General features: G+C 55.1%; 21 protein-coding genes. 13 read left to right on the top strand and 8 right to left on the bottom strand.

Annotated features, from left to right (window positions below; translation table 11 throughout):
* Positions 1-355: 355 nt before the first annotated feature.
* Positions 356-562, top strand: a complete 207-nt coding sequence (locus AC2FHX_RS08130) for a hypothetical protein (RefSeq protein ID WP_496701124.1) — start codon at positions 356-358, stop codon at positions 560-562.
* Between the two features lie 335 nt (positions 563-897).
* Here AC2FHX_RS08130 and AC2FHX_RS08125 read toward each other — a convergent pair whose 3' ends face one another.
* From AC2FHX_RS08125 to AC2FHX_RS08110, 4 genes are all read right to left on the bottom strand, one after another.
* Entirely contained in the window at positions 898-1,068 is a 171-nt protein-coding gene (locus AC2FHX_RS08125) for a hypothetical protein (RefSeq protein WP_496701122.1), read from the bottom strand.
* Positions 1,069-1,213: 145 nt separating this feature from the next.
* Positions 1,214-3,157 (bottom strand): multiheme c-type cytochrome, encoded by a 1,944-nt coding sequence (locus AC2FHX_RS08120; protein ID WP_496701120.1) that lies wholly within the window; start codon positions 3,155-3,157, stop codon positions 1,214-1,216.
* Between the two features lie 56 nt (positions 3,158-3,213).
* Positions 3,214-4,191, bottom strand: a complete 978-nt coding sequence (locus tag AC2FHX_RS08115; RefSeq protein WP_142638883.1) for an HAD family hydrolase — start codon at positions 4,189-4,191, stop codon at positions 3,214-3,216.
* A gap of 97 nt (positions 4,192-4,288) precedes the next feature.
* Entirely contained in the window at positions 4,289-5,920 is a 1,632-nt protein-coding gene (locus tag AC2FHX_RS08110) for an arylsulfatase (RefSeq protein WP_142638882.1), read from the bottom strand.
* Positions 5,921-6,055: 135 nt separating this feature from the next.
* Here AC2FHX_RS08110 and AC2FHX_RS08105 point away from each other — a divergent pair, with 135 nt between their 5' ends.
* Positions 6,056-6,487 carry a hypothetical protein gene (locus AC2FHX_RS08105; protein WP_496701118.1) on the top strand — a complete coding sequence of 144 codons (432 nt, stop codon included), beginning with the start codon at positions 6,056-6,058 and terminating at the stop codon, positions 6,485-6,487.
* 265 nt (positions 6,488-6,752) lie between these two features.
* On the opposite strand, the gene AC2FHX_RS08100 is transcribed toward AC2FHX_RS08105, so the two are convergent.
* From AC2FHX_RS08100 to AC2FHX_RS08090, 3 genes are all read right to left on the bottom strand, one after another.
* Entirely contained in the window at positions 6,753-6,989 is a 237-nt protein-coding gene (locus AC2FHX_RS08100; protein ID WP_496701116.1) for a tetratricopeptide repeat protein, read from the bottom strand.
* Between the two features lie 177 nt (positions 6,990-7,166).
* Positions 7,167-8,198 (bottom strand): NADPH-dependent curcumin/dihydrocurcumin reductase, encoded by a 1,032-nt coding sequence (gene curA, locus AC2FHX_RS08095; protein ID WP_142638880.1) that lies wholly within the window; start codon positions 8,196-8,198, stop codon positions 7,167-7,169.
* 658 nt (positions 8,199-8,856) lie between these two features.
* A complete protein-coding gene (locus AC2FHX_RS08090; protein ID WP_496692294.1) occupies positions 8,857-9,474 on the bottom strand; it encodes a helix-turn-helix domain-containing protein in 618 nt (205 codons plus the stop codon).
* A 101-nt stretch (positions 9,475-9,575) separates the two neighbouring features.
* Between AC2FHX_RS08090 and AC2FHX_RS08085 the strand changes: the two genes are divergently transcribed.
* From AC2FHX_RS08085 to AC2FHX_RS08065, 5 genes are read left to right on the top strand one after another with little or no spacing between them, the layout of a single operon-like run.
* Positions 9,576-10,766, top strand: coding sequence for an LLM class flavin-dependent oxidoreductase (locus AC2FHX_RS08085; RefSeq protein ID WP_496701113.1), 1,191 nt, complete (start codon positions 9,576-9,578; stop codon positions 10,764-10,766).
* Positions 10,759-11,436: a glutathione S-transferase family protein gene (locus AC2FHX_RS08080; protein WP_282022443.1), complete on the top strand. Its 678-nt coding sequence runs from the start codon at positions 10,759-10,761 to the stop codon at positions 11,434-11,436. Before AC2FHX_RS08085 ends, AC2FHX_RS08080 begins: the two co-directional genes overlap by 8 nt.
* Positions 11,436-11,918, top strand: a complete 483-nt coding sequence (locus tag AC2FHX_RS08075; RefSeq protein ID WP_282022442.1) for a flavin reductase family protein — start codon at positions 11,436-11,438, stop codon at positions 11,916-11,918. Before AC2FHX_RS08080 ends, AC2FHX_RS08075 begins: the two co-directional genes overlap by 1 nt.
* On the top strand, positions 11,915-12,811 hold the full coding sequence (locus AC2FHX_RS08070) for an alpha/beta hydrolase (RefSeq protein ID WP_496701111.1): 897 nt from the start codon (positions 11,915-11,917) through the stop codon (positions 12,809-12,811). Before AC2FHX_RS08075 ends, AC2FHX_RS08070 begins: the two co-directional genes overlap by 4 nt.
* Positions 12,808-13,182, top strand: coding sequence for a nuclear transport factor 2 family protein (locus AC2FHX_RS08065; protein WP_496701110.1), 375 nt, complete (start codon positions 12,808-12,810; stop codon positions 13,180-13,182). Before AC2FHX_RS08070 ends, AC2FHX_RS08065 begins: the two co-directional genes overlap by 4 nt.
* Positions 13,183-13,566: 384 nt before the next feature.
* On the opposite strand, the gene AC2FHX_RS08060 is transcribed toward AC2FHX_RS08065, so the two are convergent.
* Entirely contained in the window at positions 13,567-14,220 is a 654-nt protein-coding gene (locus AC2FHX_RS08060; protein ID WP_496701108.1) for a GntR family transcriptional regulator, read from the bottom strand.
* 74 nt (positions 14,221-14,294) lie between these two features.
* Here AC2FHX_RS08060 and AC2FHX_RS08055 point away from each other — a divergent pair, with 74 nt between their 5' ends.
* The 6 genes from AC2FHX_RS08055 to AC2FHX_RS08030 all read left to right on the top strand — a co-directional run bounded on the left by AC2FHX_RS08055 (position 14,295) and on the right by AC2FHX_RS08030 (position 21,246).
* Positions 14,295-15,512: a Gfo/Idh/MocA family protein gene (locus AC2FHX_RS08055; RefSeq protein WP_496701106.1), complete on the top strand. Its 1,218-nt coding sequence runs from the start codon at positions 14,295-14,297 to the stop codon at positions 15,510-15,512.
* A gap of 100 nt (positions 15,513-15,612) precedes the next feature.
* On the top strand, positions 15,613-16,623 hold the full coding sequence (dctP, locus tag AC2FHX_RS08050) for a TRAP transporter substrate-binding protein DctP (protein ID WP_496701104.1): 1,011 nt from the start codon (positions 15,613-15,615) through the stop codon (positions 16,621-16,623).
* Between the two features lie 30 nt (positions 16,624-16,653).
* Positions 16,654-17,229, top strand: a complete 576-nt coding sequence (locus AC2FHX_RS08045) for a TRAP transporter small permease (protein ID WP_496692302.1) — start codon at positions 16,654-16,656, stop codon at positions 17,227-17,229.
* Positions 17,226-18,521: a TRAP transporter large permease gene (locus tag AC2FHX_RS08040; RefSeq protein ID WP_496692303.1), complete on the top strand. Its 1,296-nt coding sequence runs from the start codon at positions 17,226-17,228 to the stop codon at positions 18,519-18,521. Before AC2FHX_RS08045 ends, AC2FHX_RS08040 begins: the two co-directional genes overlap by 4 nt.
* The gene (locus tag AC2FHX_RS08035; RefSeq protein ID WP_496701103.1) at positions 18,521-20,413 is read left to right on the top strand and encodes a bifunctional sugar phosphate isomerase/epimerase/4-hydroxyphenylpyruvate dioxygenase family protein; all 1,893 of its coding nucleotides are present in this window, start codon (positions 18,521-18,523) and stop codon (positions 20,411-20,413) included. The genes AC2FHX_RS08040 and AC2FHX_RS08035 overlap by 1 nt, the downstream gene beginning before the upstream one ends.
* Positions 20,410-21,246, top strand: coding sequence for a citryl-CoA lyase (locus tag AC2FHX_RS08030; RefSeq protein ID WP_496701101.1), 837 nt, complete (start codon positions 20,410-20,412; stop codon positions 21,244-21,246). The genes AC2FHX_RS08035 and AC2FHX_RS08030 overlap by 4 nt, the downstream gene beginning before the upstream one ends.
* Positions 21,247-21,542: the final 296 nt, after the last annotated feature.

Here is a 21,542-nt window from a genome sequence, read left to right as displayed (position 1 = left end):
AGCGCCACAGTTCTGTTGTTGATACACCAAGAAATTGAGACCCAAATCAGCGATTTTTTCGCCCAAAGACAAGGTCTTTGTCGCCCAAGTATCAAAATCCCCTTGTTATCATAGGGGCGGGAAAGCGTTTGATTTTCTTAACAGATGTTTTCTCAGCCAGTATCAATAGTACGAAGGTATTGACGTGCGTCTGGCAATAGGGCTGTTTCATTCTATGACGACATCACAGTATTTCTTTCTCATACGATTTTTCTGATCTGCCCCTTTTAGGGCCGACCGTTGGCTGCTTCTCAATTCTACTCTTCTTCGCACGTTGTCGGTCGGTTTTTCTCACTGGATAGATGAGGGAACTGCTATGAAGACCATCAAACTCCTACTCGCCACTGATCCCAATTTTGAAAAAGATGCTCTTACGCATCGGTTCACTGAATATTTGACGAAATTGCGCAAAACGCGGCTGGCCAGAGAATTCATCGGAGACGATGAACATTCGGTCGATCTCGGCGGAGATGATTTCGATAAAGCTGCTCGCGAACTATCGGATGGTGTCGCGCTAAATTGAGATGACAAGCGGCGCATCAAAAATCTAGTTCAGCGCATCCCACAACACAGGGCTGAAGCCTCAGGTCTTGGGCATCTCTCGGAGAAAGAAATCCAACGACTGCGCCCACTAATGTATGAGGTTCGCTTGGTGGAGCCGAGAGACGAGCACTGGGTGGACGAGACAGTATCTTCTTTACATGAAGAAATGCCGTGGATGTCTGCCGCCACCAATGAGGGCTGGCACGCGTTGCGACGTATCTCTAGTACCAAAGATACAATCTCGTTGCCGAAGGACAGGTCCGTCTACATATAGTCGGTGAGAAAGCTCCATTTCCCGTTACTGGCGGCAAAGGCTCACATAAAGGCAAAGTCCAGATTCTCAAGCGCGTCGCCAAACATGAGTGCGCCCTTGATCTGCCCTGCCGGTGTATCGATTGCGGTTTTGGTCTCGGGCGCGAACAGGTAGATCGTTGCCTCGTAGTTCCAGTCAGTATTCTGAGTAGACGCGGGCCCGGATGCCGGCAACTGCCGGCACGATTGCGGTCAAGATCGTTTTCATAGGCAGTGCCTTTTGAGCTAATGTTTCATTGTGTGCCGGGTGGCTTCAGAGATAGCAGAAGCTGAGCAGCTCAGTGGTCCGCTCTGAGGTTCCGGATTCTGGCAAGAGCAGTCACTCGCTATCTCCTTGCGGCGCAGGTTTTCCTTCCAGCTCTGCCTGTGCGGCCAGAAGTGCGGGATGTTCCGGATTGGCTGACAGAGCTTCTGCCACAACCGCGGCGGCAGCAACGCGTCCTTGGGTTGCCGCTGTGATCCTGGCCAGCATCATCCATGCATCCAGCCGTTGCGGATCCAGCCGCACCACCTCGCGGAACGCGGATGTGGCCATGCCCATGTTGCGCATGGTCAGTGCCACACCGCCCAGTTGGAGGTGGGTTTCAGGAAAATCGAGCCGGTTTGCCATGGCATCCTGCCATTCAGCCATGGCGGCTTGCAGCTCTCTGGCGGTTCCGTTCTGGAGGCGGTTCTCCGTATCACCCAGCATCGCGCGGGCAGCGGCCATGCGCACATTGCGGGCAGGGTCGGCAAAGACAGCGGCCAGGCGCTTGCCCCTTTCCTGAAGCGGTGCAAGGCGCTGCAGAGAGGCCGCGGCAGCGCGGACAAGCGGATCCGGGTCCCGCAGCAGGTCCGTCAGCCTAGCGGCGAACAGCGGGTCGTTGGACTGCTCCAAAAGCCAGAGCGCAGTGGCCCGCACGATGCCCGGCTGGCTGGTATTCTGCGCCAGCGCTGTCAAGTCGCCAGCGGCCGCTGCCGCATCGGCACGCCCCCGCGCCAGCACCTCCCCGTAATGCCGGCCACGGTTTCTGTCGTCTGGATACCAAGCGGAAATCTGTGCAGCTGCCCAGGCTGCGTCCTGGCCGCGGTGGCAGGCGGTGCAGGCATCCGGTGCTCCCGTCACTGGCGAAAGGTCCGGCCGGGGAATGCGGAAGGAGTGATCGGCGCGCCAGTCGTTGCCCATGTAGACGCGTTCTGGCATGTGGCAGGACTGGCACTTCGCTCCGGCGCTGTTTTCCGGGTGGAAGTGATGTGCAGGGCTGTCGTAGTCCGCTGCTGTGAGTGTTGGGAAGTCCGGATTACCCGCTGGGCTGTGGCATTGGGTGCAAAGGCCGTTGCCTTCTGCCTTCAGGTCCAGACTGTGTGCGCCGTGGCAATTCAGGCAAGTCACGCCCCGAGCGTGCATCTTAGATTGCAGAAAGGAGCCGTAGACATAGACCTCGTCCTGGATCTGCCCGTCCGCGTGGTAAAGTCCTGGGCGCAAAAGTGCGAGCGTGTAGGCATCATGAAAACGCGTGCCTGGCACCGGGTTGCCGTCCAAGTTGGCTTCGCGTCTGGAATGGCACGTCGCACATTGTTCGACTGCCTGCCGAGGATCGGCGAAATCCACAGGAAATCCATGGTTTGCGGGCGGCGGTGTCCTTGTCGTTTCCCACGTATCAGCCCAATCAACGTGGTCCTTTCCCGGTCCGTGGCAGGCCTCGCAGCCAACGCCTATTTCGACCTGGGTTGATGCATAGCTTAAACGGCGTGCGTCGTAGTTTTTGCGGAACCCGGTGGCGTGGCACTCCGCACAGCGCGCATTCCAGGTCTTGTAGGGACCCGTCCAATGCAGACCATCCAACGGGGGCAGGGTCTGGTCCGGATAAAGGTGGAACCACTTCCCCTCTTCGGTGTCCCAGACCACGTCAAAACTCTGCAGCTGCCCCGGTTCGGTCTCGAGAAGATATTGCTGCAGCGGTTCGATCCCCGCAACCGAATGCACTTTGTATTCCGCCTGCGATCCATCCTTTTCGATCACCTCGACGTAGTATCCGCCCTCAGCTCCTGTCTGAAACCGGGCGGTCATACCGTCATGGTGAAAGGCCGTTCCGCCGAAGTCACCTGCGACCGTCTCCTGCGACGGCGTTGTCCAGGCCTGAGCGTGATGCGATCCTGCCCAGCCTGCGGCACTGTCCTTATGGCAACCGGTGCAACGATCCGACCCCAAGTAGCCGTCAAGGCTCTGGGCCATCGCTGGCAGACCCAGCAGCAAGAGAAGGATCAAGACTACAATCTGCATTTTCAGAGGGCCATCCGATTTTCTGGGTCGTTCATGGACAGGGATGGTGCAGGGCTTCATTCGCGGCTCGGCCAGATCCGCTCCCAATCACGGGCCATGTCGATTACCAGCCAACCGCGGCTGGCTGCTTCATCAAGTCCGCGTGCAAGCTGCCCGATATGGCTTTCACGGCCGTAAGCGTATTCGCGTTCGCTGTCAGTATGGTGCAGCAGGATGCCCAGCCGCGCACCATCGCCCGCAGTAGTCCACTCAAGCATCTGGAAGTCTCCATCGGAATTTCCCACTGCGATCACCGGCCGGCGCCCGATGCGGGCCTCGATAGCAACGGGCTTACCTGCCTTGTCGTCGATGAAGAATAAACCGGGGTCCTTCATCACCCGCGGCGGTCCGTCCCCGGCGGAATAACTGCCATTTCCGATGGATCCGATGACCTGCTCGGGAGGAATGTTATAGGCGCTTTCAGAGAACACCCGGATGAAATGCAGGCCGCCGCCTGAGGCGATGTAGGTACGGAAGCCTTCATCGCGTAGATAGGTCAAGAGCTCCAGCATGGGTTGATAGACCATTTGGTCATAGGCCAGGCCTGTGCCGGAATGCCTGGCCGTGTCCAGCCAGCTGCGCACGACCGCCTGGAACTCGTCCACCGTCAGGCCGGAGTGGGTGGTGGAGACGATTTCCAACAGTCCCTCAGTGCCCGAGGCGGCCACTGTCTCCATGTCGCCTTCGACTGCGGCCCGCAGCACGTCAGACGTGAGCACCCCGGGATCAGCGGCAGCCATTTCTTTCAATCGGTCGATGGCAAATAGCAGTTGAAAGTAGACCGGCTGTTCTGCCCAGAGCGTGCCGTCATTGTCGAAGGTCGCAATACGCGCGGCCGGGGTGACATAATCAGGTGAATCCGGGTCCGTTATGCCTTCGACAAACGCAATGATCCGATCCTTGGTGGCCGTATCCGTCCAAGACGGCAAAGGGTCAGCGAGCGGAGCTGATGCAAACAGAATTGTCAAAGGAATTGAAATTAGCAGAGCACGCATAGGGACAACCTCCGCAAATGCAGGGAAAGGGATGCCGACGCAACCGGAAAATTAGGCGCCCCGACGGAATACTCCGTCGGGACGAAGCGGGATGAGTCTACTGCGAGCCGCCCGGCTGCGACAGCTTCTCCATTACCTTGTCGAGGCTGAACGAAGCCGCCTCCTGCCGCGGTGGGTATTCTTCGAAGGTTGCCAGGAACTGCCCAACATAAGCCTGGGCCGGCACCAGCATGAAGGCGTGGTCCATCAGCCAGTCGTAATAGGTGTTCGACGTCCGGTAACCGCGTTCATAAGGGTCGCGGCGCAGGTTGAAGATCAGCGGCACGCGCAGCGGCGTCAGCGGCTCCATCCAGGCCCGGAGAGTTCCCCAGGCCTTCTGCTCGAGGAAGGTGATCTTCCAGTTGTTGAGCCGGATCGCCGCGAGGTCGCCGTCGTCAGTGAAGTAGAAGATCTCATTACGCGGGCTCTTGTCCGTGTCACCCTTGAGCATTGGCAATAGGTTGTAGCCGTCGAGATGGACGCGATACTCGCGGCCTGCCATTTCCGGAACGGTGATGCCTTCGAGCAAATCTTCCTTGATGGTTTCATTGCCTGCAGCGGCCAGGAATGTTGGCAGCCAATCCATGTGATGCACGATCTCGTTCGAGATAGTTCCGGGCGCGATATTACTGGGCCAGCGGACCATAGCAGGCACCCGCCAGGCGCCTTCCCACTGGGTGTTCTTCTCGCCCCAGAACGGGGTCATTCCGGCATCCGGCCATGTGTTCATATGGACGCCGTTATCAGTGGAATAGAACACGATGGTGTTATCGGCGATGCCGAGCTCGTCAAGCTTTTCGAGGAACTTGCCGATATCCATGTCGTGTTCGATCATGCCGGCAGTGTATTCATCAGCTTTTTCCCCATTGTATAACTCATCCGCGAGCGCGCGGTTCTCTTCGCTGACGTGGGTACGGAAATGCATCCGTGTGCCGCTCCACCACAGGAACCAAGGGGTGCCGGCGTTGGTCTGTTCCTCCATCCAGGCAATTGCAGCATCTGATGTCTCGTCGTCCACAATCTCCATCCGCTTCCGGGTCAGAGCCCCGGTATCCTCGATATTCTGCGTGATTTCATTTTCGCCGTAGGTCGCTGTCACGTTCAAAACACCACGCGGACCGAACCGTTCAAGGAACGTCGTGCCGTCTGCGAACACCATATCCTTCGGGTAGTCCTCGTTTTCCGGCTCTTCTTCGGCGTTCAGATGGTAGAGATTTCCGAAAAACACATCGAAACCGTGGTTCGTCGGAAGGTGTTCATCCCGGTCTCCCAGATGGTTCTTGCCGAATTGACCGGTGGCATAGCCTTCGGCTTTGAGGAGGCCGGCAATGGTGGGATCTTCGATCTGCATACCTTCCTTGGCACCGGGCAGGCCGACCTTGGAAAGGCCGGTGCGGAAGACCGACTGGCCCATGATAAAGGATGACCGGCCAGCCGTGCAGGATTGTTCACCGTAGTAGTCGGTGAAGATCATACCTTCTCTGGCAACCCGGTCGATATTCGGCGTTTGATAACCCATCAACCCCATTGTGTATGCGGAGATATTGGACTGGCCGATGTCGTCGCCCCAAATGACGAGAACGTTCGGCTTGCCGCCCGCGCTGCCTTCTTGGGCAAGCGCCGGCGCAATCCCAATGCTTAAAATCAGGAACCCGGCCGCGACGGCCCTGTTCAAATACGAAACTGGCATAATCGGTCACTCCCTCACATTCGCTAACAGTGAAACTTGAGTTGGTCGCAGACAAGCACCAAGCGAGAGGCTTTGCTCGCCTTTGTCCGCCCGTAGAACATTTCGAGTGGGATCAACTATCCATAAGTTGAATGTATGGCGCAACACTTTCTTTTTTGGGCAATCTTTCGGTTGTCGGCCATTGTGTCTAGGCCGTTGCGGACCGGCACGTCATCAGGAACTGCCATGGCCTGCAAGCGGAGTCCTTGGCGCACAAGCTGGAGGCCCACGCGCACAGCAGGCTTTCCGGTCATCTTTGCCGATGAAAGTCAGGACACAGACCCGGCCTTTGTGGATGCGCTCCGCGAAGTGGCGCAGGCGGTTTCACTAGGCTTCTGTCTCGGCTTCTTCGGCGATCCGGAGCAGAAAATTTACATGCAAGGTGCCGGACAAATTCCGCCTGAAGAGGGATGGGAGATGTCTGACGTCAGCGCCAACCCGACGTTGACGTATTACAATATCATCGAATGCTGCGTTTGCTTCGATGGCCGCTATGAGCCGATTGTGTTGAAAAACTCGAGTATCTGACGGCTGCATTTTTCCGCCAGAATCCGTTACGGCGGCTAAATTGAAACCCTGTGCTTGGTAGGGGCCCTGAGAGCTCCGGACAATGTCAACGCGAGTTTTAGGCCGCCCCCCTCGACGAGTTCTCGGAAAGGCCTCCTGCAGGCAAGTATTTCACCCATCTTCACGAAAATCGGAGTTTTTCAACACGATCAGCCCAGTCTGCACTAAGGTGAGATGCACCAACCTAGAGTCCGGGTTGCTGGAGCGAACATTCATAGGGCAGCGTCTACGCGTAAGTCTGCACAGGACTAAGACGTTTGGCGATCAACAGATAGTCCACGGCACTTGCGGCGTCCCCCGCAAACTGGAGATAGAAACCCATGAAGAGGTTAGCCTCGTATCCGTTAGGTTCGAGGATAAGTGACTGATGCACAGCGTCGACGGCTGCATTTGCGTCACCGCTGGCGACATATACGCCTCCCAGAGCAATGTGCCCGCACGCAAAATCCTTGTCGAGCGTCATCCAAATGCCGTGACGGGGGACTAAACTTCTGAAAGTGGCGCATCCTTCCAGTAGCCCGAATGGCAGATTTCGGGATCAGCCGAGAAGATCGAACCTTTGGCTCAACTGCAGCTTTGGGCCGTTGCTTTGACGATGGAACCATCCAAAGAACGATGCAATGTCTGGCTGCGTGTCTGGCTAACCAACTTTTACGACCATCTTTCCAAAGTTTCCGCCGGCCAGCAGTTGATTGAATGCTTCCGGAGCATTTTCCAGCCCCTCAACCATATGTTCCTTGTAGCTTATTGAACCGTTTTTGAGCCAAGCCGTCATATCGCGGACAAACTCCTGATACACGTCGGCACCAAAGTTGTCGAAGATTATGAAACCCTGCATTCTGACTTTCATCCGCAGGATCGTGCCCATGATCGCAGGGCCCATATCCGGGCCGTCCGGTAGGCCGGGCAGGTTGTACCAGGATACAATCCCGCAGACGGGCACCCGTGCAAACGGGTTCAAGAGCGGCAATACGGCATAGAGAACTTTGCCGCCAACGTTTTCGAAATACACGTCAATTCCACTTGGACAAGCCTCGCGCAGTTGCGCCGCCAGATCATCAGATCGATGGTCCAAACACGCGTCAAATCCAAGGTTTTTGACTACATGAGCACATTTTTCAGAACCGCCTGCGATGCCCACTACGCGACATCCTTTTAGCTTTGCGATCTGACCGACTGTTGCGCCTACCGGGCCGGCTGCGGCAGCCACAACAACTGTTTCACCGGCTTTTGGCTCCCCGATTTTCAGAAGCCCGGCATAAGCCGTGTAGCCTGGCATTCCGAGAATTCCGAGCGACCAAGACGGGTTGTCCGGGGATTTCCCCAACTTAACGACCTGCGTTCCGTCTGAGACAGCAAAATCCTGCCACCCGCTTGTATTGAGCACATACTCTCCGACTTCGTATCCTTCGATGTTGGATTTGACCACCTGCCCGACGACCTGCGCCGTCATAACACCGCCAATCGGAACGGGTTCGGCATAGGATTTTGCGTCATTCATTCGGCCACGCATATAAGGATCCAACGACAGGTACACCGTACGTACCAGCATTTCGTCTGGTCCAGGTTCAGGAACGCTCGTGGTTTCCAGGCGCAATGTATTCTCGTCCGGTTGTCCGGTTGGGCGATTGGCGAGAACAATACGACGATTGGTGGCGGATGCTTGGGGCATTGTGACCTCTCATAAGACGGCTTTCTTGCAACAGAGACCAAATTCCGCTGCAGAGCAACACGACAGCACCAACGAGTTCGAAAAACCTATAGACGTGGCCCAATCACGCACGATCTGCGCATTGAAATGCCCAAACGCTCATGGAAACGCCCTGCTAAAAAGAAATCAAACCCGACCCTAGGTTCGTCTTCCATTCACCTCTCGACTGAGGTTCTGGTTCCTTCAAGAATCTCGAAATGGAGGGGTCTCCGAGTCTTGCTTTGCAGGTCTGAAGCCTGCTCATGGGGCTGACCAGAAGCCAGGACATAAAAGACTTCAATCGTGACCAAGTCACAGCCGCACAATTTACTGTCGATGGTCATATCGAAGAGAGCGAGATCGCGTTGGTTAGCTGCAAGCGCACGCAGCGTCTCAAATGCAGCGCGAGTGGAGGATCTGGTGCCGCTGTTCAGCGGAAAGGATAACCATTCATGCAGACCGTAGCGACGATTAGTGGTCGAATTTACAGGTCGCAGGACAAAGCCAACTGTTGTCTCTATTGACCAAATGACTGGTTTTGGCCCAAGCAGTTAGGTCAGATCTGTGGGCTTTTCCGAATGCCATTATCCGTTGCTTTGTATCAAAAGCAATTCTCGCAATAGTGATAGCTGGCCAACAATCACCAAGTAATTCGTATTGGCGACATCGCCCAGACCATTGTGGCCTCTTTGTCAGTCCGGTTGCGGAACCGATGCGCGATCATTGAAGGGTAGGAAAAGCTGTCGCCTTTGCGAAGAACTATGATTTCTTCACCAAGGCGCAGCTCCACTTCGCCACTCAAGACGATCGCATGTTGCTCGCCCTCGAAAGAATAACCTTCCTGGGGTTCAGGCGGTGTACCGGCTCCTGGGCGGAACCGTGACAGGATCAGATAGCATTGTCCGGATAGTGTGCTGGATAGCAGTTCGTCTTCGAATCCCAACTCCTGGGTTGTTCGCGTGTACATGTTGGAAAGCGCCCTGCGATTTTCTTTGCGTACGACATGTTTGCGTTCCAATGGTCCGACACCCGATTGCTTGGGAAAGAACCAGTTGGGATCGACCGAGAGCGCTTCACTGATCTCTCGCAGAAGCTCCGCCGATGCTTTTGCTGATCCCAGCTCGATCCGGCTCAGATACGCCGTCGAGCAGGATACCGTTTCCGAAAGGTCTTGTAACGTCAGGCCACGCGCCTTGCGCACTTCGCGGATTTCGCTGCCAAGCCGTTGAGTGTCAGTATCAGTAACGTTGCTATTCATGCATTCGGGATAAGAGATTTTTGTTGATTTTTCGAGTAAAATTCAACTTAGTTGAAAATTGGGTAATAATTCAACTTGCCACATCTGTCCGGGAGATCGCTATGCGCTTTGATTTGATTGCCAATTTCAGTCCTGGTGAGACGATTCCCTGGACCCGGACACTGGAGATGATCCTCGAACAATGTTCGCTGGCAGAGCAGGCTGGATTCACGACCGCCTGGTTCACAGAACATCACTTTGCCCATAACGGCTATATGAACGCGCCGCCCAACCCGATCCAGATGGGTACGCATGTGGCTGCTCATTGCACAAAACTGCGGGTTGGAACGGCGCCCATCATCTTGCCGGACTGGCACCCATTGCGCGTGGCCGAAGACGCGGCGATGCTGGATAACATGTCGCTGGGTCGGTTCGATTTTGGTGTCGCCAAGGGCATCAATGAGCGCTCGACCATCCAGTTCAACTCGGATGCGGATCGGCGCGACAACGCTAAGGTGATGCGCCTCTATCAAGAGAGCCTGGATATTATTCTGAAGGCGTGGACCAACGACGCCTTCACCCATCAAGGTGAGTTCTATGAGTTCCCAGTTCCAGGTTGGAAAGAAGCCAACCGTTTTTTTGAACCGCTGGACCCGCGCTATCACGACGAGAATGGCGAGTACAAAGCGATATACGTGCATCCACGCCCGTATTCTGATCCGCACCCACCGGTCTGGCTCATGTCGAATGCGCCTCCTACATTCAAGCTTGCTGGTGAAAAAGGGTGGGGTGTGATCTCGATGGCCGCTGGACCCAAGGCGACACTGGCCTGCTGGGAACCCTACCGCGCGGCGCTGTCCAAACGTGAAGGGCGCAATGTGAAACCTGGGGAAGGCGTTGGCGTCTGCACGGCCTTCTATGTTGGTGAAAGCATGGAGGAGGCTGTGAACACCATTCGTGGCCCGATCAATGCCTATTACGAATTCCTCGGCGGGTCGCGCCCCAAGGGCGAGTGGACAAAACATGGCTATCTTGATGTCGGCGAAGAGATGACTTCTGAGGACGAAGAGATGGATTGGTTCGATTTCCTCAATAAACGCGGGATCATTGTGGTTGGTGACGCCGAATATGTAGCGGATCGTTTTGCCGAGCGGCAGGAAACCATCGGCCTCGACCACCTCATGTTGATGCAGCAATACACTGGCGTTCCCTATGAGAAAATCCTGTCCAGTTGGCATCGACTGTTTGAGCATGTCGTTCCAAAATTCGGGACACAATCCATCGCGCAGAAAAGGATGTTGGAGCATGCTTGAAATTTGGGGGCGGCCCTATTCATCAAACGTTATTCCGGTGATTTGGACAGCCAATGAGTTGGGATTGGACTATACGCTGCAACTGGCCGGGGGCAGCTTTGGCAAGCTCGACACTGATATGTACGCGCAGATCAATCCCAACAAAATGATCCCGGCGATCCGCGATGGGGATTTTGCGCTTTGGGAAAGCCTCGCCATTGTGCGGTATCTCTGCGACCGGTACGGCGCGGGAACGTTTAGCCCCTCTGACCTACAGACCCGCGCCATCGCGGATCAATGGATGGAGTGGTCCGCCAGCCGCGCCTTCGGGCCGGTGATTTACCTGTTTTTTGCAACTGTGCGCACCCAATCCGACCAACGGGACCAGGAACAGATCGCCAAACTTCGCGATGAGGCGCATGAAGCGCTGACCATTCTGGATCAGCACCTTGCGGATAAGGCCTATGTCTGTGGCGACAGCTTTACCATGGCGGATATTCCGCTGGGTTGCGTGGCGTATCGCTATTTCAATGTCGAGGTCGACCGCCCACCGTTGCCCAATGTCGAAGCGTGGTATGAACGATTGGCGGAACGCCCTGCATACCGGGGTCACGTCATGCGCCATTTTGGCACAAACCCGGATGAGTGGGCCGCCCTTGAAAAGGCCTGTGTCAGCGAAGGAATTCTGTGATGGACCTGCATGACTTTCGCCGTGCGCTTGGCGCTTTTCCGACAGGGGTCACCATCGTGGCCACTTTTGACCCCGAGGGCATGCCATGGGGCCTGACCGCCAACTCCTTCACCTCGGTCTCACTCGAGCCGCCTGTGATCTCTGTCTGTGTCGCAAAATCGGGTCGCGTGTTCCCGACGCTGTCCAGGTCAGATCATTTCGCGGTCAACATCCTGTCCGCGGATCAGAAAGCTTTGGCGTTGCATTTTGCCAGCAATGTGGAAAACCGGTTTGCCGATACGGAATGGACTCCTGGGGCCAAGACGCCTTTGGTCCCCGGTGCATCTACGCATCTGGAATGCACCGTGCACAACCGGGTTGATGCGGGTGATCATGAAATCCTCTTGGGACGTGTCGTGAACTATGCCCATGCACCCGTTCCTCCGCTGGTCTTTTGTCGCGGCGTGTTCTTTTCCGCGCCCCAATCGGAGGCAGTATCATGAGTGATCACCTGACTTTCCACACCCGGTTCAGCCCTGACGAATTCGACGCGCAGTACAATTTGCGGGCTGGGCGGCCAGACTATGAAGTGACCGTCATTCCCGGGTGGAGCCGCGACAGCGCGCACGCGCGTGCAACATCCGATTGCAGCCTAGATATCCGCTATGGAGAAGGCGAAAAACAAAAGCTGGATGTCTTCCGCTGCGCGGACACTGCCGCACCGACATTGGTCTATTTCCACGGCGGCTATTGGCAGCGTGGCGACAAATCGATCTACAGCTTCATTGCGCCGCCGTTTGTTGAGGCGGGGTTCAATGTTGTTGTCATCGGATACGATCTTTGCCCGTCTGTGACCATCACGAGAATTTCAGAAGAAGCGCGTGAGGCCATGTCCTTTGTCTGGCGCAACGCGGGCGCATTGGGCATCAATCCAGACCGTCTCTGCGTTATGGGCCATTCCGCTGGCGGCCATATTACCCAGATGATGATGGCGACCGATTGGCCGGCATTTGACGATGACTTGCCCGCAGACCTGATTAAATCTGGCATTCCGGTCTCACCGCTCAGCTATCTTGAGCCGGTCCGCCTGACCGAGGCTTTGAATGCGGGCATCCGAATGGATCCGGCAGAAGCCCAGGCCGAAAGTCCGATGACCAAGCACCCTCCGGGTACCAATGCCCCTCAGCTGGTCGTCGTCGGCGGCGCGGAAACCGATGAGTTCCACAGACAGGCTCGAATGTATGTCGAAAAATACGAAACAGCAGACCGCAAGATGGGTCTCTATTTCGTGCCCGATGTGGATCACTTTGACGAACTGAACGTGCTGGTCGACCCGGCGAGCCCCTTCTTCAAACACACTTGCGATATGCTTCAAGGAAAAGGACCGAAATCATGACCGCTTTGACCCGAGACCTAGTCGACTCTGTCGGTGACGCGTTTAACGCCAATGACATCGATGCCGTAATGAGACACTTCGCAACCGACGCTACATTTGATCACGCTGTTGGCCCCGAAGAACATGGCGTGCGTCTGGAAGGAGCCGAAACCATTCGTGGTGCTTTTGCAGCCCTGTTTGAAAAGGTCGCGAACGTGCATTGGGAAACGCTCGACTGCGCTATTTCCGGCAACAAGGCTTATTGCGAATATCGCCGTACAGCCGTGTACAAGGATGGTTCAAAAGAAGAGTTTCTAAGCGTTGACATCCTGACCTACCGAGACGGGCTGATTGTCCATAAAGACACGTATTACAAGCAACGTACAAGCTGACCCGACAGCCTTTGATGCAGCCAAGCACGCAGCAGTTTTGTAAGAGGGAATCTATCTCGCTTTGACAAACCGCTGCGTCGGCAATCAAGCTCAGTTTCGCGCAATCCGTTATTGCGTAATGAAAAGATGCGAAAACAGCTAAGGCCCAAACTTGGCATTACCAATGGGAACAAGGATCGGTTCGAGGAACTGCGCAGGATTGTCGAAGAGAGCGAGAAGAAGCGCTTTACCATCATCGGATGATGGAAAGCTGATCAGAGCTGCTCAGGGACACTCTGAAGATGTAGATTTCTAACTAGATCCTGAGACGCCATCGGAAGCACTGCATCACCGTATTCAGCTCTTAGCTTAAAAGTACCGGTGTCACAGTAAAGGGGGGAGAGGTCACATAGCCTCCAAGGTATGCGCGAGGCCATTTCGAATGTGGTCTTCCAATAAACTCTTTGCCGTGTTCGCGTCTCTGGCCAATGCTGCATCGAACATACCCTTATGCTCCTTGATGGCTTCTTCGCCACGATTGGTCAGCACGAGCATCTGATAACGTAAGTATTTGTCGTAGATGATCGAGTGCAGAGACAGAAGGTTTTTGGAGTTGCAGGCCGCGATCATCGCTTGGTGGAATTCCCAATCATAACGTTTCCAGGTTTCTTTCTCGGATTCGTCGCCCTTGAGAAGTTGCCGTTCTATCAGGTGCAGTTTGTGATGCGCGGCAACGAGGTTGCCTTCCCAATCCGTGTCGCCGTTCGCAATGGACAACTCCAACGCGTGGCATTCCAACAGGACACGCAGCTCTGATATTTCGGTCAGGTCTTCTCGGGAGACCGGCGCAACCAGGAATCCCCGTTGTTCGGGAGCTTCGACAAACCCATCGCTGGCAAGTCTGTTTAGGGTTTCACGAAGTGTCGAAAGGCTCGCCGCATAGCGTTCCTTCAATGCGTCCAGCTTCAGTTTGGAACCGGGTTGCAGCGCCCCGAAGATGATATCCCGCTTGATGCGCTGATAGGTGCTTGCACCTATCGTAGACGGCTGTTTCGCCATGCGTTTCACCCGATATTCTCAGTTTCTTCGTTCAATTAGCATTTTTCAGAGACATCAGCAATCCCAACTGATGTATGGTAAAAATAAAAATATCATACATTATTGCGGAATCGCGAAAACCCCAATACCTTCATGTCCAAATTGAGCAATGCAGCTCAGTCGCAAATGTCGGTTTCGGGATTTTTCGAACCATCCGGAAGGAAGCAAAAGTGTCTAAGAACTTTCGCATTGCCATTGTTGGCATTGGCCTTGTTGGACGCCGCCACGCAGACGCTATCCGGGCGTTGCGCCATGTTGACCTTGTTGCGGTCGTCGATCCCAGTGACGAAGGCCATGCTTACGCCGTTGAGCACGGGGTGGCATGCTACGAGACCCTTGAGGAAATGTTTGCAACTCAGACGCCGGACGGCGCTGTGCTTGCGACTCCTACGACGCTTCATGTCGAACAAGGCCTTACATGTGTGCGACATGGGTGTCCTGTTCTCGTCGAAAAACCGATCGCCGTGGAAGCTGCGGCAGCACTGGAGCTTGTCCAGGAAGCGGAGAGGGCCAATGTGCCTCTGATGGTCGGACATCATCGTCGGCATAACCCCCTGATCAAGTCAGCCAAAGAAGCTATTGTTGATGGGAGGATTGGGGATGTTCGTGCTGTCCACGCGAATTGCTGGTTCTATAAGCCCGACGAGTATTTTGATGCCGCGCCCTGGCGAAAGAAACCCGGTGCAGGACCCATTTCGGTCAATCTTGTCCATGATGTGGACCTTCTGCGGTATCTGGCCGGAGAGGTCGTGACAGTACAGGCGCAGTCGGCTTCATCGCAACGCGGTTATGACAACGAAGATGTCGCCGGGGCGCTGTTGACGTTTGAAAGCGGAGCGATTGGGACCATGAGCGTGTCCGACAGCATCGTCGCCCCGTGGAGCTGGGAGATGACGTCTCAGGAATATCCAATCTATCCGTCGACAGCGGAGAGTAGCTACATGATCGGTGGTTCTCATGGATCGTTGTCCGTACCTGATCTTCGACTATGGAACTACCAAGGTGATCAACGGGATTGGTGGACGCCAATCTCATCAACCGTGTTGAAGAAGGGTGCATCTGATCCGCTGGTCAATCAACTCAGGCACTTTGTTGAAGTTGCTCGGCACGAAGCAGATCCGATTGTGTCCGGATGGGAAGGTTTCAGAACACTTCAAGTCATTGAAGCTATACAGAATTCCTGCAGAATGGGCGAGAAGGTCAGGATAAAAAGCCTGCAAAATACGCCAAATGCAAATGTATCTGTAATATAAAATATCTGATATTTTGTAAAAAATCTTGCAAAATGTCCAAAATAGGTCAAAACTCTGAATCGCAAAAAAGAAGCTTCATGATGTCTCAGGGAGGAGCAAAGTGATTACCAAACTTACCCGTAGGGCTGCAGTATCAGCCCTGGTCGCAACCGGTGTTCTGTTTAGCGCAACAAGTGGTGCGCTGGCGGAAGACAAAGTGCAACTTCGCCTCGCAACATCAGGATCGGAGACCGACCAGCGCTCGGTCGCCATGGCAGATATCTTCGCGCCAATGGTTGCCGAATTCGCAAATTATGAGCCCAGCTATAACGGCACAATCTTTGCACAGGGCACCGAACTTGACGCCATCAGCCGGGGCAACCTGGAAATGTCGATTACCTCGGCGCAGGAACTCGCGCAGTTCTTCCCCGAGTTTTCGATCTTTACTGCTGGCTATGTCCACCAGGACGCCGCGCATCAGGTGGCTGTCTTTACCGATCCCTTGATGGATGCGTTCAAGCAAAAGGCTGAGGAAGAGCTGGGTGTTAAACTCCTGTCGGTTATGTATCTGGGCCGACGTCAGGTGAACCTGCGCCAGCCCAAAGATGAACTGACTGTGACGACACCAGCGGACTTGGACGGCGTGAATCTTCGGATGCCGGGCACAGACGCATGGCAATTTCTAGGCAAGGCTCTGGGTGCAGCCCCGACGCCAATGGCCTTCTCAGAGGTTTACACCGCTCTATCGACAGGTGCGGTTGACGGTCAGGACAACCCACTGCCGACCGTGGTGGACGCCAAGTTCTATGAAGTGACCAATCAGATCGTTCTAACGTCGCATCTGGTGGACCTTAACTATATCGCCATTGGCAAGGGTGTCTGGGACGGGCTGACACCGGAACAGCAGGCTAAAGTTCAGGAAGCCGCAGACGCAGCTGCGGAATCTGGTCGCCAAAAGCAGCTTCAGAAAGAAGAGGACCTTGTCAGCTTCCTGAAAGAGCAAGGGATGGAGATCTACGAACCTGATCTCGCTGCGTTCCGCAATCAGGTACAGTCCATGTATCTGGACAGCGAATTCGCTGGCTCTTGGCCCGAGGGGGTTCTGGATCGGATTAACGCTCTGGGCAACTAAGTCCAGCAAGACAAGAGAGGGAGAACCGCAATGAAGGCCTTTATCAAGGGGTTCTCCCGACTGACCGAAGCGATTGCCGGCGGGATGCTGGCGGCAATCTTCCTGATCTTCCTTCTGCAAATTCTCTTGCGGTATTTTTTTACACCCGCCGGTTGGACGCTAGAATTGATCGGCATTCTTTGGGTCTGGGTGATCTTCTTCAGCTGCGCCTTTATCGTGCGCGAACGGGATCATGTGAAGTTCGACATCATCTATCTTTCGGTGCCGACGCGCGTTCGCCAGATCTTTGCAATGCTGGCGGCCGCAGCGATCGTGATCGGGATGCTCTATAGCTTCCTGCCGACCTGGGACTACATCGACTGGATGAAAATCCGCAAGACAGCGACTGTCCGCAATCCGTTCTCGGGCGAGAAGATACCGTTGCGCACTGTGTTTTCGATATATGCGGTATTCATGCTGGTCGTAGCAGCGCGATACGCGTGGTTATTCTTCGACGTTTTGCGCAATGGCCCTCCAAAAACAGAGTTGGAACTGGTCGTTGGGTACAACGTGGTTGACGATCATCCCCGTGTCGACGTCGTAGACGACGAGGAAGCAAATAAATGAGTATCGAACTTATTTCCTGCCTGCTCGCTCTTTTTCTTCTGGCGGGCATTGGGACACCTATTGGGTATTCCATCCTCTTAGCCTCATTGGTGTATTTAGGCACGGCCGGACTGGATGTCGCCCTAGCGGGCGAGAAGATCCTACAAGGCTTCTACAAAAGCACGATCCTGCTTGCCGTGCCTTTGTTCATTGTCGCCGCCAATATCATGAATGCGGGGTCGATCACTGACCGCCTGCTGAACTTCTGCGTTGCGGCGGTCGGGCGTTTCAAGGGTGGCCTCGGACACGTAAACGTAGTGGCATCTCTGATCTTTTCCGGCATGTCCGGCTCTGCTGTCGCGGATGCGGCGGGAATTGGTAAAATCATCATTGAGATGATGACCAAAGATGGCCGCTATAGCCGAGGCTATGCAGCCGCAATCACGGCGGCCTCGGCAACAATCGGCCCTATCATTCCGCCCTCAATCCCGATGGTATTGTACGCGCTTGTTTCCAAGGCCTCTATCGGTTCGTTATTTCTGGCCGGTATTCTGCCAGGCCTGATAATGGGCGTCGTCCTCATGGCGATGAACTATTATCTGGCAGGAAAGCGGAACTTTGCCTTGGAAGAACCTGTTCCGTTGCGCGAATTGCCCGCCAAAACCGCCAATGCGTTTCCTGCGCTGCTAATGCCCGCCATCCTGCTCTATGGCATCTACGGGGGTGTCACGACACCGACCGAGGCCGCGGCCGTGGCCGCACTCTATGCCCTGCTGCTGGCAGGGTTCTTCTATCGCGCCTTGTCGTTCCGTGGCCTTTATCAGGTCTTCGTTGACAGCGCCCGTTCTTCTGCAGCGGTTGGAGTTGTCATTGGTGGAGCGTTCATTTTGAACTTCATCGTGATTCAGGAGCAAATCCCACAGTCTATCTCGGCGCTGCTGGAAGGTTCGGATGTCAGTCCGATCGTCTTCTTGATCCTCGTCAACCTGCTGATCCTTGCCCTGGGGTGCGTTTTGGATGCGACAACGATCATTCTGGTGATTGTGCCCTTGTTCATCCCGACTTGCGAAGCGCTTGGTATTGATCTGGTGCATTTCGGTGTGCTGGTCGTCGTGAATTCGATGATCGGTCTGATCACGCCGCCCTACGGGATTCTGCTGTTCGTAATTAATGCTGTTTCGGATATTCCACTGCGTGAAATCATTTCCGAGATTTGGGCCTTCTTGGCGGTGTTGATTTTCGCCTTGGTGATCATGATGTTGATGCCCGATCTGGTTCTGTGGTTGCCGCGTATGTTTGGGTATCAGGGGTAATGTGTCTCTCGGTTTCGACAACGTCGATCCCCGGTGATCTGGCCGAAAAACTAAGTGCAATCGCTGATGCGGGCTTTAGCGGTGTCGAGTTGCATGAACCGGATTTGACCGCTTTTGACGGGCCACCATCGCGAATTCGGGACATTGCATCAGATCTCGGACTAAAGATTTGTCTGCTGCAACCCTTCCATAACCTTGAAGGCCAGGCCGACAGCGAGCGGGAACGTGCCTTTGATCGGCTTAAGCGCAAACTCGATCTGATGAGCGAGTTGGGAACGGATCTGCTGCTAATTGGCTCTGCATTCGAAGTGGACCCTGCTGCCACCGAGGATCAGGTGATCTCAGACCTCAGCGAAGCGACCGAGATTGCAAAAGGGATGGGGCTTCGCTTGGCCTATATGGGTTTGCCGTGGTCCGATCTCATTCGCTCGGACGAACAGGCGTTGCGCGTCGTCGAGGCGATTGACAGCCCTTACTTTGGACTGGCTTTAAACTCTTTCTTCTCGCTCGCTGACGGTTCCAAACCCGCCCGCCTTAGGGACATTCCCGGAGAGCGACTGTTCCATGTGCAACTGTCCGATGCGCCCCGGCTTGAGATGGATATTCGCAGACTCAAAAGGCACTTCGGGCTTCTACCTGGGCTTGGATCACTTAACCTAGCAGGCTTTGTGCGCGTGCTGGCCAGAGCAGGATACATAGGACCCTGGTCTATCGCCCGTGTGAACGAAGCGGCGGCACAGCCCGGTGCCCGAACACTGGCCCGGGACAGCTATAGGTCCCTGGTCAACCTTTTGGACGAGGTATCACGGACCGAGCCGAAAGCAGACTTTGGAACCCCAAACCTGCCAGAACGCGTTTATGCGTCCGGCTTCGAATTCGTAGAGTTTGCAGCCGATGAAACAAGCGGGGCACAACTGGCAGACTTGCTGTCAGCAATGTGTTTTCGAATGGAGCGAAAGCACGTCACCAAGTCTGTCGAATTGTGGCGGCAAGGCGCGATCAACATCGTTTTGAATACCGAAAAAGAAGGCTTTGCCCATTCGGCGTTTCTGGGCCATGGCCCATCAGTCTGTGACATGGGATTGCGTGTCAAAGATGCGGATCAGACGGTTCAACGTGCAACCGCGCTGGGCGCCCCGAATTTCTTACAACCGGTAGGAACAGGAGAGCTGGATATCCCTGCAATCCGTGGTGTTGGTGGCAACGTCGTTCATTTCATCGATGAGAAATCCGATCTGCATCGGGTATGGGATATCGAATTCGAACCGGTTGCCAAAACCAAAGCCATGCAACCCGCCGGATTGCGCCGTATCGACCATCTGGCACAGACAATGCGCCACGATGAAATGCAAAGCTGGCTGCTGTATTACATCTCGACCTTCGACATGGCAAAGTCGCCAATCGTGAACGTGGCCGACCCGTCGGGCGTCGTGCAAAGCCAGGCCATCGAAAGCCCCGAAGGCGAAGTGCGTCTGAACTTGAACGGGGCCGTCGGTCGCCGAACGCTGGCGGCATCGTTCCTTGAAGAAGGCTTTGGGGCAGGTGTTCAACATATCGCCTTCCAGTCCGACGATATTTTTGAAACCTCTGCTCAACTGCTTAAGTCTGGTTTCCCCAGCCTGACTATTCCAGAAAACTATTATGCTGATCTGCAGGCGACTTTTGGGGTGAGTGACGACCTGATCACCCAACTGCATGGGAGCAATATCCTCTATGATCGCGCGGGGGGAGCAGAGTATTTTCAGATCTATAGCCGTCCCGTTTTCAACGGCTTTTTCTTTGAAATCGTTGAACGCCGCGCTGGATATGCAGGTTTTGGCGCGCGCAACGCCCCTATTCGCCTCGCCGCGCAAAGGAAAACTCAGGCGGCGAAAGAGGTGCAAACGCCATGAGCGCACTGGATGAAAACATGACAAGTGATGAGCGCGCCGTTCGCCAATGGTGGCGCACCTCCATCATCGATATGAAGCCCGGGTACATCGCATTTCGTGGCAACGCCATAGAGGACCTGATCGGGAATGTATCCTTTCCGCAGATGATCTGGATGATGGTGCGAGGCGATCTGCCGGGCGATGCTCAGGCGCGCCTGTTTGAGGCCGCTCTGGTCGCCGGTGTGGATCACGGCCCGCAGGCTCCCTCGATTGCGGCTGCGCGCATGGCTGCTACTTGTGGAGTAGGTCTCAATAATGCGATGGCGACTGCAGTGAATATGCTGGGCGATGTACATGGCGGAGCAGGCGAGCAGTGCGCCGAGCTTTATTATGATATCGCCGATCGCATAGATGCCGGGGCATCGCTGAATGATGCTGTTCGGAATGGTCTGGACAGTTGGCGCGAGACTTACGGCAAGATCGTTTCAGGTTTCGGACACCGGTTTCACAAGCCCGTCGATCCGCGTGCACCCCGGCTGATGCAGCTCGTTCGTAATGCGGCAAATGAAGGCACCGTTTCAGGTCGCTTTGCAGACATCGGAGAAGGGGTTCAGGCCGAACTTGGTAGTCAACGGGGCGGTCGGCCGATTGCGATGAACATCGATGGCGCGACAGCCGTGATCTTTTGCGAACTTGGCTTTCCCGCGCCCCTGTCGCGGGGGCTGTTTTGCTTGTCCCGTTCGGTTGGAATACTTGCCCACGCCTGGGAACAGATGAACCAGGGCGGTCGGAACAAAGGCCCTATGCCCCCGAATTACTTACCCCTCTACGAAGACAGGAATGATGAGATGTGAGACATCGAAATCTTTCCGGTCCGGTTCTGTTGGCGTTGGTCGTGTAAACGATGTCGATCTAAAACCACATTCAAAAATTTCCAATGCCAAAGTCATGATCTGCGGCAACCTCGATCTTCTAGAAAACCGCACCAAGGCCGATCAATACGGCATCGCCAGAGCCTGCGCGCCTTGATGGCGCCAGGGTTCCGGCTGATTGGCCTGCCTATTCCGGTGATAATCACGGCGCAGACGCGTCTGATTTAACGATGCCTCTGTGGGGCCTCGCCAGTTTAGAGCGATTGGATTGCCATATA

The organism is Ruegeria sp. CDSC042 (assembly GCF_059610745.1).
This window is presented reverse-complemented; position numbering and strand designations above follow the sequence as displayed.